17 protein-coding genes are annotated in these 18,302 nt (G+C 45.2%); 7 read left to right on the top strand and 10 right to left on the bottom strand.

Annotated features, from left to right (window positions below; genetic code table 11):
* The first annotated feature begins 3 nt into the window (after positions 1 to 3).
* From LLF79_RS02640 to mobC, 4 genes are all read left to right on the top strand, one after another.
* On the top strand, positions 4 to 306 hold the full coding sequence (locus LLF79_RS02640; RefSeq protein ID WP_163461422.1) for a TrbM/KikA/MpfK family conjugal transfer protein: 303 nt from the start codon (positions 4 to 6) through the stop codon (positions 304 to 306).
* A gap of 48 nt (positions 307 to 354) precedes the next feature.
* A complete protein-coding gene (locus tag LLF79_RS02635) occupies positions 355 to 660 on the top strand; it encodes a hypothetical protein (protein ID WP_043875023.1) in 306 nt (101 codons plus the stop codon).
* Between the two features lie 709 nt (positions 661 to 1,369).
* Positions 1,370 to 3,229: a type IV secretory system conjugative DNA transfer family protein gene (locus LLF79_RS02630; RefSeq protein ID WP_224259459.1), complete on the top strand. Its 1,860-nt coding sequence runs from the start codon at positions 1,370 to 1,372 to the stop codon at positions 3,227 to 3,229.
* Positions 3,230 to 3,238: 9 nt separating this feature from the next.
* Positions 3,239 to 3,985, top strand: a complete 747-nt coding sequence (gene mobC / locus LLF79_RS02625; protein WP_224259458.1) for a MobC family replication-relaxation protein — start codon at positions 3,239 to 3,241, stop codon at positions 3,983 to 3,985.
* A 193-nt stretch (positions 3,986 to 4,178) separates the two neighbouring features.
* Here mobC and LLF79_RS02620 read toward each other — a convergent pair whose 3' ends face one another.
* Positions 4,179 to 5,126, bottom strand: coding sequence for an ArdC family protein (locus LLF79_RS02620; RefSeq protein ID WP_227879068.1), 948 nt, complete (start codon positions 5,124 to 5,126; stop codon positions 4,179 to 4,181).
* Positions 5,127 to 5,463: 337 nt separating this feature from the next.
* Between LLF79_RS02620 and kwaA the strand changes: the two genes are divergently transcribed.
* Together kwaA and kwaB are read left to right on the top strand one after the other, a co-directional pair.
* On the top strand, positions 5,464 to 6,054 hold the full coding sequence (gene kwaA, locus LLF79_RS02615; RefSeq protein ID WP_142430820.1) for an anti-phage protein KwaA: 591 nt from the start codon (positions 5,464 to 5,466) through the stop codon (positions 6,052 to 6,054).
* Entirely contained in the window at positions 6,051 to 7,010 is a 960-nt protein-coding gene (kwaB, locus tag LLF79_RS02610; protein ID WP_142430819.1) for an anti-phage protein KwaB, read from the top strand. Before kwaA ends, kwaB begins: the two co-directional genes overlap by 4 nt.
* 343 nt (positions 7,011 to 7,353) lie before the next feature.
* Here kwaB and LLF79_RS02605 read toward each other — a convergent pair whose 3' ends face one another.
* The 5 genes from LLF79_RS02605 to LLF79_RS02585 all read right to left on the bottom strand — a co-directional run bounded on the left by LLF79_RS02605 (position 7,354) and on the right by LLF79_RS02585 (position 13,979).
* Positions 7,354 to 9,003: a DNA-processing protein DprA gene (locus tag LLF79_RS02605; RefSeq protein WP_227879067.1), complete on the bottom strand. Its 1,650-nt coding sequence runs from the start codon at positions 9,001 to 9,003 to the stop codon at positions 7,354 to 7,356.
* Positions 9,000 to 10,241, bottom strand: coding sequence for an HAD-IA family hydrolase (locus LLF79_RS02600; RefSeq protein WP_227879066.1), 1,242 nt, complete (start codon positions 10,239 to 10,241; stop codon positions 9,000 to 9,002). The genes LLF79_RS02605 and LLF79_RS02600 overlap by 4 nt, the downstream gene beginning before the upstream one ends.
* Before the next feature lie 145 nt (positions 10,242 to 10,386).
* The gene (locus LLF79_RS02595; protein ID WP_227879065.1) at positions 10,387 to 12,372 is read right to left on the bottom strand and encodes a DUF3732 domain-containing protein; all 1,986 of its coding nucleotides are present in this window, start codon (positions 12,370 to 12,372) and stop codon (positions 10,387 to 10,389) included.
* A complete protein-coding gene (locus LLF79_RS02590; RefSeq protein WP_000881071.1) occupies positions 12,372 to 12,866 on the bottom strand; it encodes a three component ABC system middle component in 495 nt (164 codons plus the stop codon). Before LLF79_RS02590 ends, LLF79_RS02595 begins: the two co-directional genes overlap by 1 nt.
* Positions 12,867 to 12,869: 3 nt before the next feature.
* Positions 12,870 to 13,979 carry an ABC-three component system protein gene (locus LLF79_RS02585; protein WP_227879064.1) on the bottom strand — a complete coding sequence of 370 codons (1,110 nt, stop codon included), beginning with the start codon at positions 13,977 to 13,979 and terminating at the stop codon, positions 12,870 to 12,872.
* A 388-nt stretch (positions 13,980 to 14,367) separates the two neighbouring features.
* Between LLF79_RS02585 and LLF79_RS02580 the strand changes: the two genes are divergently transcribed.
* Positions 14,368 to 14,703, top strand: a complete 336-nt coding sequence (locus tag LLF79_RS02580; RefSeq protein WP_008499468.1) for a gamma-glutamylcyclotransferase family protein — start codon at positions 14,368 to 14,370, stop codon at positions 14,701 to 14,703.
* A gap of 47 nt (positions 14,704 to 14,750) precedes the next feature.
* Here LLF79_RS02580 and LLF79_RS02575 read toward each other — a convergent pair whose 3' ends face one another.
* From LLF79_RS02575 to dacD, 4 genes are all read right to left on the bottom strand, one after another.
* A complete protein-coding gene (locus LLF79_RS02575) occupies positions 14,751 to 15,086 on the bottom strand; it encodes a DUF496 family protein (protein ID WP_008499467.1) in 336 nt (111 codons plus the stop codon).
* A gap of 158 nt (positions 15,087 to 15,244) precedes the next feature.
* Positions 15,245 to 16,303: an FUSC family protein gene (locus tag LLF79_RS02570; RefSeq protein ID WP_008499466.1), complete on the bottom strand. Its 1,059-nt coding sequence runs from the start codon at positions 16,301 to 16,303 to the stop codon at positions 15,245 to 15,247.
* A gap of 92 nt (positions 16,304 to 16,395) precedes the next feature.
* Positions 16,396 to 16,869: a DNA gyrase inhibitor SbmC gene (gene sbmC / locus LLF79_RS02565; protein WP_008499465.1), complete on the bottom strand. Its 474-nt coding sequence runs from the start codon at positions 16,867 to 16,869 to the stop codon at positions 16,396 to 16,398.
* A gap of 119 nt (positions 16,870 to 16,988) precedes the next feature.
* Positions 16,989 to 18,155: a serine-type D-Ala-D-Ala carboxypeptidase DacD gene (dacD, locus tag LLF79_RS02560; RefSeq protein WP_008499464.1), complete on the bottom strand. Its 1,167-nt coding sequence runs from the start codon at positions 18,153 to 18,155 to the stop codon at positions 16,989 to 16,991.
* Positions 18,156 to 18,302: the final 147 nt, after the last annotated feature.

Genomic DNA, 18,302 nt, shown 5'->3' with positions numbered 1-18,302 from the left:
ATCATGAAATATTCCATTATTGCGGCGGCAGTGCTGTGCATTGCTGCCGGGACGCCTGTTTATTCTTTCGCTGCCGACCCGTGCGAAGCGGTGCTTTGTATGTACGGTAAAGCAACCGGAAACAATGGAGGAAGTGAATGCCGTTCTGCGGAGCGTACTTTCTTTAATATCGTTAAAAAGAATAAACACGGATTTTTACCCAACCATACACTGAATGCCAGAAAAGATTTTCTGAGGGAATGCGCCAGTGCTGACCCGGAGGCGGTGAATAAAATCCTGTCCAGGTTTGGCAGGGTCAGAGGCTAATACAACACTGCCGTTATCTTAATATACCTTCTGCATGGAGAAACAAAAATGGATAAAGAAGGCCTGTTTATTTCCAACATTCACTCAACGCATCACGACAGAATATCTGTCACGTGTATCTATGATTCTCTGTCAAAAAAAGCACATCAGGGATGTGGGCTTTATTACGAGATATATGAGAGCCGATTTATCGGGTTATTGCGACATCATCTGTCACAGCTTAATGAATCGGACGCAGAGAAGCTCAGGCGGTATGCCGAAAGTCAGGGAACGAGAATCGATGATGAAACGTACCATGCGGCATTAAACGCTGAACGGGAATGCCGGGCTGAAATAGCCCGCGAACAGATGTGAATCACAAACATTGATAATGTATCGAATGACGCCACAGACTGACAGACGGCGGGTTTCAGGCGTGCTTATTTTTGGCTTCAATTTCGGAGAAATTGCTAAGCCGTAAAATAAGCACGTGGAGTGCGGACAGAAAATTCAATTTCGCAGAAATTGCTAATTTTCAGGCACCGCGCCCACCTGCGAACATTCGCCCAAAGCGAATTGAGCAGACCGGGGGGAGCCGAATAAATTTCGCCGCCCCAGCGAGCGAAAAGCTGTCGCCCACGACAGCGGTTTATTTGGGGGGCTTGCCCCGCACACCGTCAAGCCAGGTAATATTTCCCGCCCCAGCGGGGAATATTACCGATCAGGCGCGACCAACCCCTTTAAAGCAGCGTTCCCGTTTTTTGGAGCTTGCGAGAAAAAACAGGCGAAACGCGCGTCTTAAAGGGGTTGGTCGCGCGTAGCGGGCGACGGTGTGCCGACGTTGACGTTGGGGTTTTGACGCGGCGTCCAGCCACGACATTACCCCCATGCGACAGGCAATAAGGGCGTCCAGCCCGCATGTACTGGCGCACACCGTTTCGTGCAGGGAAGCATGCTTTCCTGCATATGGCCGCGCAGCGGCCACCTTCTTTGCCCCATACGCTCGCCCCACGTTTTCGCCCGACACCGTGGGGCGAACTGATGGGGCGATGTCATGGGGCGAATCGCTGACGAAGGAGGCATCATGATTTTAAATAAGCTTGCCGCTTCACTGTCGCCGATAGTGAACGGGATGCTGGCACTGCTCGCTTTTGTGCAACAGCAACAACTGATGCTGGCATTATTAGCGGGGCTGACGATGCCGTTTTTTGTATCAATGAAAAGCGATGAACGGCAGAAAGCCCCGTTATGGAAAAGGTTGATTATCTCTTTTTCCCTGCTGTGTTTTCTCTCCGGCACACTGGCCCCGATAGTTATCGGATCCTTCCAGTGGCTGTATAAGACCAGACTCACCAGTGATAATACGGTACTGGCGTGGTCAGTACGGATTGCTTTCACTGTAACCGGGATTATTTTTCATATTATGCTTCGCCGGGTATTCACGCCAGAACTGGACAAAATAAAGAAACGCCTTGTTAAAAAGACCACTCTTGAACGGGAATTGCGCACCGATGTCCGCACCGTAAAGTCCCTGCTGCCGGAAACACTGCATTATGATCCGCTGGATTATATCGACCTGAATAAAGGCATTTTTACTGGCATAGACAGGGAGAACGAACCAATGTATCTCCCGTTAAAAGACTGGCAGAAACAGCACGCGGATATTATCGGCACCACCGGAGCCGGTAAAGGGGTTGCCACCGGCATATTGCTTTATCAAAGTATTCTGGCCGGTGAAGGTGTGTTTGTTATGGACCCCAAGGATGATGAATGGGCACCACACCTTTACCGCAAAGCCTGCGAGGATGCGGGAAAACCCTTTGCCTTAATTGACCTGCGAAAACAGCAATACCAGCTAAACCTGATTGAAGATATTACGCCCGATGAACTGGAAGAATTGTTTGTTGCAGGTTTCAGTCTGGCGGAAAAAGGTCAGGAATCTGACTTTTATCGGATCGACGACCGGAAGGCCGCCCGAATAGCCGCACAATTTGTCAGCGATAATCCATCGACAACAATCCGGGATGTTTATAACGGTGATTACGTTCAGAGTATTGCCGAAAAGATCAAAGCCTTTTTCGGAAAGATTGAGGAACTGGCCTTGCTCAATGCAATCAATGCGCCGACAGGATTTTCGCTTAATGAGATATTTGATGAAGGCGGCTGCTGTTATGTTATCGGCTCTATGCGAAACAGCAAGATTATTACCTCGCAGCGTATGCTGCTGGTTCGCCTGTACCAGTTAGCAGAAAGGCGCGACCGTGTAACAAACGTCCCCCGCCCCATAGCTATTTATCTTTCCGAACTGAAATACCATTTATCCCGGCCAGCGCTGGAAGGTTTAGGTGCGGCGCGGGATAAAGGCGTGCATATTATTATGGACCACCAGTCCATTGCCGATTTAAAAGACTGCCCGGCAGATTTGAAAGGTGACGCCGTTGTCGGTGCGGTCGTTGAAAATGCCAAATTCAAACTGGTTTACCGGGTTATGGACCCTGATACAGCGGAATGGGTAGCGAGAATGTCAGGCACTATTCTGGTGGATGACGAACTCCGTAAGGCTAAAACAGATAATATGCTCACGGAGACCATCGACAGTGAGCGCACAATCCGCCAGGCCGAACGTTTCTTTATTGACAGCAATATGATCCTGAACCTGCCCGATTTTGTCAGCTTTATCTTTACGACAAAAACGCTACCTTCTGCTTCACTGATCTCGCCGATAAAGGTCAGAAAGCGTCAGCTAAAAACCTTTTCGGTTTTCCCTGATATTGCCGCAGCGGTAGCCCCCGTGAAGATCATGCTGGATTTTTGCGAGGATGATAAACCCGCCATGCCGGATGTGATGACAACACACCCGGCTCTTTTCTTCGACGAAAGCGAAGTAAAACCGGTAAAGCCGAAACCTGATGATGAAGAACACCTGTCCCCGCTTGATTTATAAGGAGCGCTTATGCTGATTTCATCATTTCACGAGCGCCAGACGCGTAACAACGAAAAAATAAAACAACTGCTGAACTTCCTGAAAGAAGAAACTTACAGTGATTTTAAAACTCTGATGCTGTTATTTGGTTTCCAGGATCATAAGTCGCTTTATTCGCTACTGGCAAAAACAGAGCGAATAGGGTTAATTCAGAAGCATGTACTTGAATCACGAACAATGAAGATTTCATTATGGGGGATAACCAGCGACGGGCTGGCGGTGGTGTTAACCCCAGATGATAAAATCTTTCCTGCTCGGTTTGAACCATCAAAAATCACCGGCTGGACGCTGGAACACCATCTTGATAATCAGGCCGCCAGGCTTATTTTGGAGAAGAAAGGCGCGTCGGGATGGATTAACGGCGACCGGGCCACCTTTCTCAGCCAGTATCAGGTAAAACACCGCCCGGACGGGTTGATCATCTTGCCTGGCAGCACCGTGATCGCCATTGAAACCGAGCGTCGCCTGAAAACCCGAGCCCGCTACCAGTCGATTATTGCCAGCCACCTGCTGGCCCGTACCCGCAAACTGTGGATTTATGTTTTTTATGTCATGCCTGACCCACAGAAAAAACGGGCACTTGAGCTCCTATTTGACAGCATCAGACATGTCATTATCAACCATCAGCACGTCCCGCTGGAAGAACGCCACCGTCGGGTATTTCGCATTTATACCCTTGATGAATTAAAGCGCCTGTCATTAGACAGCTATACGTAAGCTTTTACTCAGGCCATCGTGATGGTCTCACCGGGCTGGCGGTAATACCGCCAGCCCGGTATATTTTTATTCCACTGCAAGGCGCAGACTGTTCGGTACTCGCTATGCTGCGTTCCACCTCAGTCTGCGCCTTGCAGCGTTGCCGGTTAAAAACCATGTAACCGCATTCCCTTGCAGTTGTCTGGCTCCGTCCTCAGAGTTTATCCATCAGATAAGAATGCGCTTTAGAGGCGGCGCTGACCGCTTTGAAAATATAACGCTTGTCGTTTTTCAGCGCTTTCAGCCAGGAAGCAATATAGCTTTCATGTTGTACCTCTCCCTTAATGCCAAGATCAGCCATCAGAAAGGCACTTCCCAGCTCCGCGACAAGTTCTTCCTCTGCATAATCCGCACTGCCAAACTTCCCTTTCATTTCACGGTTCAGGCGTTTTTTACCCCCGCTCCAGTGAACCAGCTCATGCAGACCGGTAGCGTAGAAGTTAGCCGCATCCGAAAATAGATGGCGCTCCGGTAACCAGACTTCATCCGTTGAAGGGCTGAAAAAGGCGTTTTGTCCTTTCTCGATGATGTTTGCGCCGCTCTTCCTGAGCAGGTTTTCAGCCTGCGGCAACGGGCCAAAGGTTGCTTCCGGACTGACCGTTTCAGTTGTCAGGGGCAAACCGTCGATTTGCTGAACGTTAAACACGGTAAAGGTTTTCAGCATCGGGATTTGTTCAACGTCTCCGGCGTCGTTTTCCTTTTCGAGTGTGGTGTAGAAAATGGCTGTTGTTCCATGCTCACCCTTGCGAACCTGTCCACCTGCTGCCTGTGTCTGTTTGTAGGTCATCCAGCGGGAATCGCTGAAACCCTGTTTAGATGCGCTGCACCATAACAGCATGATATTCATACCGCTGTAGGCTGCTCGGGTGGCGAAATTCGATGGCAGACCAGACACGCCCGATACGCGTTGCCACGGACAGGACCACGGTTTTACACCGGCTTCAAGTGCTGCAATGATGTTGTCGGTAACGGTCTGATAAATGTCCGTTCTGGTTTTAGACAATTTCGTTTTTAAGGAGCCTGACTGCTCCAGCGGGGATACGCTGGTCGCTGCTGCGGTGTTAGGGGCGCTTGTCCGGGTGGTGTGCAGGGAAATCGTCATGTTTTTTCTCCGTCAGTGTGTGATTTTCGTCTTCGTATCGCCTGACGGTTCGCTTTCCCGGCATCGTTCTGTCCCGCAAGGGCGCAGCATGCGTGCCATTTACCCTTGCGGGACGGGTTGTGTTGGGAAACGATTAACCGGAAGCCGATACAGGAACGAAAAGCGCACAGGAGAAAAAACCTGACCCTGCATAGCCGGACGTAGCGGCCCTTACTCCGCAGTGGTGAAACAAAAAACACTCAAAATTAACTGTACAAATAACCAGTATCATAGTGTATGATTTTTGTATTCAGTTAAGAGATTTTTAATTATTATGTTTTAAATTGGAGGATGAAAAATGAAAAGCAAAGGCACATTTAATAAGATAGGGTTGTACATACTATCTTTAATGCTGTTGTTTGTTTTTATTATCATCTTAAGTGCAAAAATTCCGATGTGTTATGGTGACTCATGTGAATTTATAGGTTTTTATAAATTAGCCATCGACAATGTAATACCAATAATATGTTTCTTTTTTATTTTCTTAGCATGCTATTTTTATAAGAGGTTTCGCTCATTAATTAAAATCAACAATGCTGACACTGTTACAATAACATCCTGCCAAAGTGAGAATTATGAAAGTTTAACTTTTTTAGCTACGTATATAGTTCCTTTTATGGGGTTCAGTTTCGATGACATTCAGAAAAATATTGCTTATCTTTTGTTAGTAATAATCATTGGTTTAATCTTCATTAAAACGGATAAATATTATGCAAACCCTACGCTAGCCCTTTTTGGATACAAATTATATAGAGTTAATGTTTCTTATACAGGAAGCGTTGAAGTTAAAAATGTTATTGCAATATCCACTGATATTTTGGCTGTTAACGACAAGGTCTTTTACAGTTTTTTAGATGATTATGTTTTCATAGCAAGGAAAAAACAATGACTCCTGAAATTCTTAAGCGTGAAGTTTCTGATATCTTCGATAATTTTACTGGCATCAGAATTATTTTCGTTGTGAAGATTGAGGATAGTTATTCTTTAAAATTATCAAAAATTGAAGCAGGGGCTCTGCCGAAAATTGTTGAAGGATTTAAAAGAAAAATTGAAGAGGATATGATAGAAAATGATGATTTGACCATACCTCTCTTATCAAATTTTGATGATAGAAAGAATGCTCTATTTAAATTTGATTATGAGGAACAACCTAAAGAATTTGGATTTATTAAAAGTGCTACAGCCATCCCCCCTAACTCGCAGGATTTTTATGATTTGAGGAATAAATTTACCGATGTTAAAGGGATAATAATTCAATTACGTGGAAATAATAAGTGTCTATCTTTGTATAAAAACAAAACCAACCTTACCGTGTTTGAACAAAGCCGTAAATTATTCAACTTGATACCTGATTCGGATGGTTACTTGAAAGAGTTACCAAATCAAGTATTTAGATTGGATTACAACTACGACCTTGTTCTCCTGGATAATGATTTTTTAATAAAAAACCAGAAAACTCTCGAAGTTACAATGCAATTCCACCAAGTTATTGAAGCTCAGGCGACTGTCGCTCTGGAATCTTTAAGGTCGTCATCATTAATTGATGACCTTTCTCACCTTGAAAAAAGCGCAAAAGAAATCTCTTTCTCAAGAAAACTTGCCAAAATCTCAAAACATTCCCCTGTTTTAGGAAAAATTGATGTCCCAGTAATCATCCATTATGTTAGTCATCATACTTACTTATCTACAGTATTAATTGTTAGTGAGGATGGTAGAAAGCTAATTATCAAGACTAAAGAATCTCAAAAACATTTCATAAAATTATTAAGTGATGACTATCTTGAGTCTCCTCTAACGAAAATTCTCTACGACTCACTAGCTAAAGATGAATTAAAAACAAATTAAATTATGACAATCCAAAAAACAGCCCTGAAACTTTAATACAGCAGGGCTAAATAACTTTCACCACCTGCATGGGAAATATAAAATTCACACCTCATATGAAAAATAAAACCTTGGTGTAAATGGCATAAGAATTAATAACTGCATACAATATCTATGTGAGATATTGAAAGCCAAGGTATTTTCATATTTAAAAAACCAAGGGATTTTTATTATAATACAAAAAAAGGATATTGAAATTTTAAAAAAAACGAATGTCAATCAAAAACTGGAATAACTATCTCACAAAAAACCACTTTTTTGAAATTCAATGTTAGCAGGAGGGTAACCCCTCCTGGAAACACATTCATGATAAGACTAACCGATTAAATTCTTCTAACACTTTAACCAATCTATGATTATCAAAAAGGTTACAACTATCATCTGACTGAAAATTAACATCACAGAAAACAATTGAATCTGGAAAATTGAACAAAATATTTTCAATTTTACCTTTTAACGGAACTATGTCGTCAGCTTCAGAATCTTCAAAATTACAAAGAATTATAACCTTTAGCATATGGACAAGAACACTTTCGATTATCAATTTGTTTTTTAGAATGTTAACAGTTTCTTTTTCCTCATGGAATTTATTTCCATGCAACAACTTTAAATTCCTGACAATGATTTTCAACCGTAGTTTAATAAGCTGTAATTTTTCATCTTGCTTATCTAACTTTGTCATTAACTTTTCATTTTTAACGGTTATTTTTTTCAATGCTGAATTAAAATCAAAAGTAAAATCACTGGATACCATCAGTTTCCCAACTTTTGAATTCTTCACCTCGTCTGTTTCTACAGAGTTATTCTGAGATGATTTTCCTGTTTGAATGGAAATATCTGATGCTATATCGAGGATCATTGTCTTATTATCGGGCCGGTTACTTTCCTGTAAAACGTAACCATTATCTGCTTCGAATTGAGATTCATCTGATTTAATAAGAGAATCAAACATATCAATTACAGATGGAGCATTTCTGGAATTTCTCTCCAAATAAAAACCATCTATTAATTTATTATAATCATTTTTGCCATTCAAAACGATAATATTTTCCAACTTAGTTTTATCAAAATTAAGAATTTTGACTTTATCAGAATCGGACCCATTTGCTATTAGTAAGTTAGCTTGAGTTTTAGGTTCATTTCTTTCGACATCATCTTTTGTTGGATATGGTACTGCAAGCCATCGGTTATAATCCAAAGATGCTCTTGAGGCATGTAAGCTTCCCCCCTTTATGTCAGACTGAATCATAACAACGCCACGAGCCATGCCTGCCTGAATGCGATCTCGCTTTACGTATTGTTGTCTTTGTATTTCTTGTCCAAATGGATATTCAGTTATCAACGCACCTCCTTCTTCAACTATTCTATAGGCCAATTTTTTATGGCGAGAAGGTGCGATAGTTTGTAAACCATGAGCCAAGACAGCAATAGTATGCCCATTACAATTTAATGCAGTTTCATGGGCAATACCATCGCAGCCTAATGCTAATCCACTCACAATACTCCAATTCTTTTCTACAAAGAATTTCGTTATCCTTTCCGTAATCAGCTTTCCATGATGAGTCGGCTCTCTAGTTCCGATGATAGCAACGGAATTATCAGGATAATTAAATAAACGTCCCTGAACATACAATAAGCAAGGATCATCCTTTGTTTCGGACAATAAATTTGGATAATCATCATCCAATACAGATATTATTCGGAAAGAATATTTATCCGCATATTCAATTTGCTTTTCAGCCTTTTCCTTTGCCAACAAAAAATTTTCTGCATTGTTGACTAACGAAGAAAATTTCGCATCAGTTCTTGACAGTTCATCTATTGATGAAATATTTGAAAATGAAAATAAAGATGCTGCTTTTTTAAGTAGAACTGGACCTACTCCTTTAATCATCGAGAGTGTAAGTAATAACTTTGTAGAAGGAGTAATGATTCCTGTTAAATTGTTGTTCATCTTAAGATATCACTTATATTTTTAGCTAAAGCAAATAGTATAACATTCCTAGCCCCTGCATCTTTTAGATATTTAGATGCATATATTAACGATGCTCCTGTTGTGACCACATCGTCAACTACAAGCACTTTATCAGCCAAAGCCAGTTTAGATACATTACCAGTAATCAAATGATCTCTGACGTTCATAAATCGGTCCCCGTGGCTCAAATGCTCACCATGCTGCGAACGAACTCCATCACGGTAGGCTAATAGATCTGGTACCAGTATAACATTACAGTGTTCAATTGGATCATTTGCTAGTGAAATCATTAATTGATTAAGTAGGTGCTCTAAGCGAGGAACACGCCCAGGCCGATGAGGAACACAGGTAATTATTGTCGTTGTCGCCCAAAAAAAGCCTGCACATTCAGTACGAAGAAATTCTCTGAGACTACTGATCCACTGCGCAGGAAAGTTGGTAGAGCTTTTGTTATTCTCTATCGAATTAGTAAGTGAATGTTCATACCTTTTGTAACTAAGCGATTCATAATTTGAAAAATTTCTACCAGCTGAATATATAGGGAAAGTGGTTGTATCCCCACCAATAGCTTTTGGTATAAAATGATTAAGTTTGTCAAATCTTTCAGAAATGATGTAATCAGAAGATAATAAACATTCTAAACTTGGTAAGAATTTACATGGTTCATCTAAAACATCTAATATTATCTCAGGACTATTTATAATTGCATCAGGAATTAAACCAAGTGCATTCCAATGTCCTTGTGCATACTTGTATGGCCAACCACTTTTATCAAGCACTGCAAAACAACCGGCATTGTAAGCAGCTTTTATATCGACATCTGTATCACCAATCATTATAACTCGCTCAAGATCGTCAATATCAAATTCCTTCATAGCATAATGAATTCCTTCCCCATATGGTTTCGTTGGCCTCACATCCTCGTAGCAAACCAGCATATCCCATTCTATCTCAGGGTATGCCCACGCTAAAACTGCTTCGGTATAACTACGTGGTGACCTAGTAAAAATAACCAAGAAGATGTTAGGATGTCTAGAAATTATTTCTTGTATAAGATCCTGAGAATATATGATTCTATCCCCATCTTCCTCAAGGGCTTCTGATAAATCGTCTAGAATACCCTCATCATCATTATTAGCAAGGCTCTCTCTTATTTCTTTCAAATCATCTGTATGTATCAAAGTATTATCTAAATCAAAAATACACAATTCAAACATTTTCAACTCCATTTTATAGTGGAACTAATTATCGAAAAAGATTCATGTGATAAATAAAAACTTGTCAAATATCTCTAACCACAGAAAGATAGTAAGACTTATCTATTCATTTGAATCATATTTTTTCTTACCAATACGAATATTTTCATTTATTCTCAGAAAGCCATTCCATTGGAACAAGCTTGACTCCATCACGCCACTCGGGCAGGCCAACAACCCCATCAATATTTCCCCATACTGCGCGCGATGCATGATCCAGGACTAAAAGTTGAAGATTTCCATTCCCCTGAAGTACAACACTGCCCATAACTTCGAAAGCCTTGCGTATAGCTTCCACGTCTTCATCACGAACCTTGGGTTCTTCTTCTAAAACTATATCCTGATGTGATATGGGCTTGGGGAAGTAAACTTGGCTAGGTTGATCAAGCACAAGAAATCCCGGTACAGGACTGCCTAATTGTCCTAGAAAGAATTGATGAAGTGAGAGCAACACTGCCAAGTGATAGGAAAGCCAATTCGAGCCACTTCCTATCTCTGAAAGATAATCATCGCGCTCAACTCCATGAACTTTAATAGTTAAATCGTTGATTTCTAATGAGATCGGATCATGGGGATTCTCTACATCAAGAAAGGGTAGAAGTTTCCCAGCATTTTTGTTGATAACTCGCAGTGCTTTATGTTTACGAGTTTCAATATCTTGCTCGTGGAGTTCAACTTCTAATGTCTGCACAGCTTGCTTGAGCACTCGCACTTCTTCGACAAGTTCACTGTCATTGCCCAGTTTACGATGTAGATCCAATGACGATTCGATGTTGCCTATAAATCGCTCGGTACGTTTCACAGAAAATTGCTGATCACTGGCTTCCTTCGATCTACTCGTCAACGCTCTTTTACGGACCTGCACGGATCTCAATCGTTCGGTGGTGCTATCAACTTCTAATGTGACGCGCTGCAACTCCCGATCGAAGGCTGCTGGCACTTCCTTGTCCTTGTCGATATTCGCAGCACTCTCTACCTCTTCCAGTCGCTGAGCCAGAACCTGCAGTTTTCGTTTCGCTGAGTCAGTGTGGCTGCCGCACATGGGGCAGTCCATCTCATCGCTTGAATGTGAAACCAGCCAACTCGACAGTTGAAGACGATCTCTCTGCATTGATAATGCCGAATGATACTGCTGAACACCCGCTCGCATTCGATTCATTTCTTCCAGACGATGACGAAGCGTAGTGAGTTCGCGCGAAACAACCCGCTCTTCACTTTCTAGATTATTTAACTCGCGTAGCGCATCCGAAATCGTTAATGTGCTAACAGCCAAAGTTAGGTCTGTGCGGACGATTATTTCTTCAAGATGTTCAATCATTTGGTTTCGTGATATCTCTCCCTCCAGCTTGGGAACCAAACCAAGCTCCTGTGCTTCACTGTACTTAGATCTTAAATCGGCAAGCCACCGTGCGGAGACATCCTGAGCATTTCTGAGTTCTCGCTCTTTGCGGCGTAGAAGCTGGCGAGTTCTGTTCAACTCGAACTGCTTGGCCATCAAAGCCGATGTGATTGCGCCAAGTATGTAGGGGAAGATCTTCCTTAACTTCTCTCGGTGCTCGTAAGTGTTAGCCTTAAAAAATAGAACATCCGGGTTGGCAACTACATTCTGCGGCTGGAATGTGAATGCAGCTAAATCTCGGAACGCGGGACGACCATCGAACCCCGAGGAGTCTTCCCCACCAGAAAAGTCAAGATTAGGCAAATTGGCGAGGTCATCAAGTAGTCTCTTAACTGCTACTACATTAGTATTTTTACTAAGATGGTGGGGGATCTTGTTTATTTCCTTTGCTTCCAGCAGGAACATATCATTGGTGCTACGCTGAGCTCCTGGTTCCTTTCGAGCCAAGAGCTTATCACCCTGCTCAGTCGCCACAACAATGCCAAACCATTCACAGTATTTACGAATGGTATTCACAGGAATTGAGCAAGTACTGGCACCGAGACAATAATCTATGATGGGAATAACAGCTGATTTACCCGTGCGCGAAGCCCCACTAATGACGTTGACCTTACCAAGCTCAAACCGCAACGTGCGAGGTTTGAATTTTTTGTTTCGCGGCCAAAGCACAATACCTCGAATTTGGAAATACATTAGAGTTTCACCTTCAACGTTGTCAAAACCTCATGCATGGTAAGTTCACCGCACCATGCACCAAGTTTTTCCGCCAAATCTATAAGTTGCTTCACCTCGTCGGGCAAACCCCTTGCCTTGGTTCTCGAAAGTGGAATTACCTCGCCTGTATCTTGGAGAATGATCAGTTGTCCAGCGACTGCAAGTTCAATGGATTGCAAGCTGAGCTTACGCCAACGAATTGATCGTTCTTGCACTTGAAGCAATAAATCCTGTTTGGACACTGAGGAATCCCCAAACTTTGCCGCAAATGCCCGTAGACCCGAGCTTTTATAAGTGCGCTTCACAAACTCTGAGGTTGCTTGATGCAAAATGATAGGGAGCACGAAAAAGAGTAAAGGAAGAGGCGGTGAAGCATCTACACGATGAGCCTCGACATAGCCACAACAAAAACGCCAGACGAGCGTAGCACCTAATGCAGGATTCTGAACATTTTGGACTTCTCTAGCCAGCATATCTTACGCCACCTTCTTGCCCTTTAGTTTAGTCTCATAGCCAGGATGCCATCCTACGACGAAATCATCGGCCAGCATGTGGAAACAGCCTGGGATGAAGTATCCAGGAGGTGACATTGACTGAACCGGCACAGCAAACTGCATGCAGTCTGAATATAAAATTTGGCCTTGGTCCTGTTCAGACTTTTCTCTATGATTCAACCGACAGGCTCTCTGTTTATTCTTCCATGAGCGTGTCAGAATCTCATCAAGATCGTCAAAAGAACTTTCATCAACTTCACCTCTTACAGCCCAATCGGTGCGGTCAAATGAGGCCATTAAATAATCGTTGACAGCTCCGAGCATCTCCTCGTATGACAACCCTATGATGTCCATTTGTTTAACGAAGTTATCGGGAAGATATTCTCGTGAGACCTCCTCTGATGGTGCCTGAGCGCGACTCGAAAGGACCGTTTGTCGATCAATTTTTTGGACGAACGATGTATACCAGATATGAAAGTCATTACGTGCAATAACTGCTGGCTGACCGGCCTCTAATAGCATATCAATATGACGCTTGACCTGCCCGCAAAGGTGATTGCAAATATCGCAGACCTTAGATGGGGATACTGGATGACTTCGAACTAGCGCCTCAAGGTCTGCCTGAGGACTGCCACTACCATGCGTCAATTGAAAATTGCAAATGAGTCGTTCTACAAGATCAGGGTCTGCTGTAAATACTTTTTCAATATATGGCGCAATTTCTGCTGAGATATCTTTTCTAAAATCAAAGTGAGGAGCATTACCCCATAATGCAGTGCGAGCTTGTGCGATAGCTACCCGAGCGCTTTCCTGAGTGTTCGCGTTGGCGAAACTATTAACGATTAGCCCTTCAACAGGACGAGAAACATAAAGCTCGAAAATGGCTTTATTCACATCGAACCCTGGCGATGCAATAAGCTCAACCCAATTTGAGAGCGTTTTCCAAAGTGATTTTGCTCGATCAGCCACAGGATTAGCAGTTAGGGCACTTTTACTTTGAACGAGTTTAACACCGCCAATTCCATCCTCTTGAGCTACATCATCAAGAAGTTCTAAACTGCACACACTTCCCTCCGGCGCTTGAAGCAGCATGTGCGTGAGTCGTGTGAATTGAAGGCTGTAGCCTAGTGCCTGACCTGGAACCTCAGTCTTACGCCTAGTCTGAGGTTGCCCTTTCACTCTTGAAGTCACCATCTAGTTCCATCCAAATAGAAATTTTTTTACACATTTTGCTACAAATTACAAGTACAGAAGCGTAAAAATCTAGGCTATTTCATGTACAGCATAGCCAGATCACTTAAAATTCTCAGGTCAGACAATATCCTATCTAATGGTGGTCATTCTGGTGGTCTTGACAGAAAGTGAGTTCCGTATTAGCTTATTTATTAGCCAGTTAATGGCAAAGGCGATCCCAGTCAGAGGAGCCAAATTTAAAAAGCCTGCTTTTAAAGCAGGCTTTTTGCTTTGCGGATGAGGGAAAATGAACGCTCTGTTTGTCTACGGCACGCTGCGCCCGGGCCATTCTAATGCGCATATCCTTGAAAACATCGGCGGTGAATGGCTGGCCGGTTTCGTCTCCGGTACGTTCTACGAGCGCGGCTGGGGTGCGGCGGCGGACTTTCCCGGGATTGTCCTCCACTCCGATGGACCGCGCGTCGAAGGCTATCTGTTTATCTCTGATAACCTTTCCGCACACTGGCAAATGCTGGATGAGTTTGAAGACGGCTATGACCGGGTTGAGGTCACGGTGACCACCACTGAAGGCAAGCAGGTTCAAGCCTGGATTTATCAGCTACAGCCACATTCTGAGTCATAAAAAAAGGCTCTCTGTCACCAGAGAGCCTTTTTCACGATTCGCTGCGATTACTCGCTTTTTGCTTCGCCGTTTTTGATTTCGCCCATCACTTTCAGCTTCTTAGAGATGTCGCGACGCTCTTTGGACAGTTCAGCATTTTTGATGATGTAATCATCAACACGGTCTTCATAGTCGCTCTTCATGCTGGCGATGATGCCCTGAATAGCTTCAACGCTCATGCCTGGCTTGATATAGTCGCTCAGGTTGTCGAGCAGCAGAACACGTTTCTGGTTGTCACGGATCTTCTTCTCAACGTCCTGGATTTCACGCTGCAGCTTGTTTTTGCGGCGGAACAGGCGGACGAATTCCAGAACATCCTGGAACGAAGGCTTGGTAGTTTCCATTTTTACACCCCTGATAATGTGAGATTCGGATTCGTTAAAGCAACCGTTGTAACAATAACCTTACTGACAGCGGCTGCGAATGACAATGAGTATATCGTTTAAACCTATCATAACCCCAATTGCTGCTGAATCGAAGCAGCAGGCGTCACATCCGCGTTTTATTTGCGCAGCGCTCGACAAATCAGATGCGATAGCAGCTCAAGCTGTCGCGCCAGTTCCATACTCAGCCAGACATAGCCATGAATGGGCGTTTCCGCCACGTTATCGCCCTGCCGCTCATTGATTAACTGCTTCAGCTCCGCAACGATCTCATTCAGCCGCTCGCTGTTTGCCAGTATCGGCTGCGGGTTACCTTCGTAGAGCGCATGAGCGATGGTCAACAGCGTTTGCTGCGTCATCTGCTGGGTCTCTTTGAGGGTCTGCGCGTTAAGCATCAACAGATGGCTCGGGCGAGAGGCCCAGTGCGCGTTGATTTGCAGTTCAAGCATGCAGACCAGGTTGCGGCTTACCGTCTGGATGGCTTCGAAAATCGCTTTCTGAATATGGGTCTCTTTGCTGGCGGGCGTGATCAGGCCGCGCATTTTGACCACGTCGTTGAGGATGGTTTGCAGATGCTTTTCCAGCCGGGGGCGTTCAACCAGATTAGGGGAAAAACCGGCCTGATAGACGCGGTTAAACGCGGTGACATAGTTGGCCATCTGGATACGCCAGTGCAGAAAAGCCCGCTGCGGCCAGATGCCGGTAAACAGCATGGCGAGCAGTGAACCCAGAATGACATCCCCGCTTCGCCACAGCGCCGTGGTCATATCGCCGGCGGGTGCGCCGACCACCACCGCAAGCGTGATACCAATCAGCAGCGCCTGATAAGGACGCTTGCCCAACGCCAGCCAGCCGCACAGGAACATGGCGGCACCGCACCATATCAGCATGACCGGGAACGAGATAAGCTCCAGCTTCAGGGCGATTAGCCCCAGGGCCGAACCTAACACGGTCCCGCCAATACGCTCGAAGGCGCGCGGGACAACGTTGCCCCAAAACGAGATGGGCCCCATCACCACCACCAGCGTGATCAGCGGCCACGTCCCTTCCGGAACCTCCAGCAAGCGGACCAGTACAAACGTCAATACGAATGCCAGCGCGATGCGACACCCGTGCACCACACGGTAGTGTTTATACAACCGAATTTCAAAAGGGGTTAATGATTTGTCGGGACGCACACCCGCTCTCCAGCTACACGGCAAATCACAATTGTACTGTGTTTTCAGCCGGGCGGAACGGTCCCGGCTGAAAAACCCTTTATTCAGCAGGCCTAAACCGGTTTGTGCTCTACCGCGATATACATTTCAATATCCCAGTAGCCGTCCGCGTTGCCATCATTCAGGTAGCGCTCGAAGCAGGGTTTGAGCGCCATCTGATACTTATTGTCCTGCAGCAGGGAATTGAAGAACTGATACCACGGCGTGGCAAAGTCGTAGTTTTCCACACGCGCCGTCGCCACGGCATAATCACCGCCCGCGATTTCCGTCATCATGACGCCTTCGCTGTTTTCCGGGATCACAAAATCGTCCGGTACGGTAACGGCCGTATCGCAGCGCAGTTTTTCGGCCGGGACTTCATCCGGGTTATCGTAGTAGACCGCCACCCACTCCAGCGGCTCAATGTGACGCCCGTCGACCCACATGACCAGCTGTTCAAAGCCCTGTTTTACCGTGTGTTCCCACGGACCGACCAAATGAAAACCGGCAATCTTACGTTTCTGTTGCTGCGTAATGCTGTAGTCCATGCTGCCTCCGTTTATCACTGTATATTTATACACTATAAAACTGGATTATCATTATCAGCAAACGAGGAGTGTTTATTATGTGAGCAGACTCGCAACCCTGCCAGTCTGCTCATCGGCGGTTAAAGCGTGTGATGCAGATAATCGCTCAGACGAGAGAACAGGCCGCCTTTATCAACGGCTTCCAGCGTGACCAGCGGCCAGTGGGCTACCACCTTGTCGCGATCGTAAAGCTGGATCTCCCCGACACGCTGATGCGCGGCAATCGGCGCTTCCAGCTCTTTTTTATCCAGCACGTATTTGGCTTTGATATTGGGCACCTCCGCTTTCGGCAAGGCCAGCCAGAAGTCCTGGTCGGTGCCCAGTTTTACCTGCTCCTTGTCGCCGTACCAGATGCGCTCCGTTCCCACTTTTTTTCCGTTATGCAGGATCTGCACCGTATCGAAATTCTGCTGCCCCCAGTGCAGCAGTTTTCGGGCCTGGTCCTCACGCCCTTTCGGGCTGTCCGCTCCCATTACAACGGCTATCAAACGACGCTGACCGTCAACGGCGGATGCAATCAGGTTAAAGCCGGCCCCCGAGGTATGCCCCGTTTTCAGCCCGTCTACGTTCATGGTCTTATCCCACAGCAGGCCGTTACGGTTCTGCTGGGTGATCCCGTTCCAGGTCAGACTCTTTTCGCTGTACATATGATAAAACTCGGGCTCACCGTGGATAATGGCCCGGGAGAGAACGGCCAGGTCATACGCCGAGCTATGCTGGCCCGGCGCGTCCAGCCCGTGGACGGTTTCGAAGTGGGTATCACGCAGGTTCAGCTTCTGCACATAGTCGTTCATCATCTTCACGAACTGCGGCTGCCCGCCCGCCACGTGATCGGCCAGCGCCACGCAGGCGTCGTTGCCGGAATCGACAATCAGGCCGCGGCTCAGATCGCGCACGGTGACGCGATCGCCCTCCTTCAGGAACATCAGCGATGAACCGTCAAACACCGGGTTCCCTTTTGCCCAGGCATCACGCCCTACGGTGACGATGTCATCCGGGGTAATGCGGTGGCTATCAATGGCCCGATCCACCACATAACCCGTCATCAGCTTGGTCAGGCTCGCCGGATTACGTTGTTGATGTTCGTTGCCCGCCGTTAAAATCTGACCAGTCGTGTAATCCATCAGCACCCAGGAGCCAGCCTGAATGGCCGGAGGCTGCGGCGAAAAATCCAGTGGTTCGGCCGCAAAAGCAGATGAGACACTCGAAGCGAGTAAAGAAACAGCAATAAACAGACGGCGTTTCAACGGTATATCCTCAGGTCATTAAAAATCGATGACCTTTTTACGGGAGTTCTGATGTCGTTACCTGGCTTAATTGCAAAAAAATGTGACAGAACGCAGATTTTTCTCTGAAGCTGGCGCGCAAATTTGCGACGCGGCGGTGCTTTTTAT

The sequence above is a fragment of the Enterobacter cloacae complex sp. 2021EL-01169 genome (assembly GCF_020733125.1).
In the GTDB taxonomy this organism is placed as follows: domain Bacteria; phylum Pseudomonadota; class Gammaproteobacteria; order Enterobacterales; family Enterobacteriaceae; genus Enterobacter; species Enterobacter roggenkampii.
This window is presented reverse-complemented; position numbering and strand designations above follow the sequence as displayed.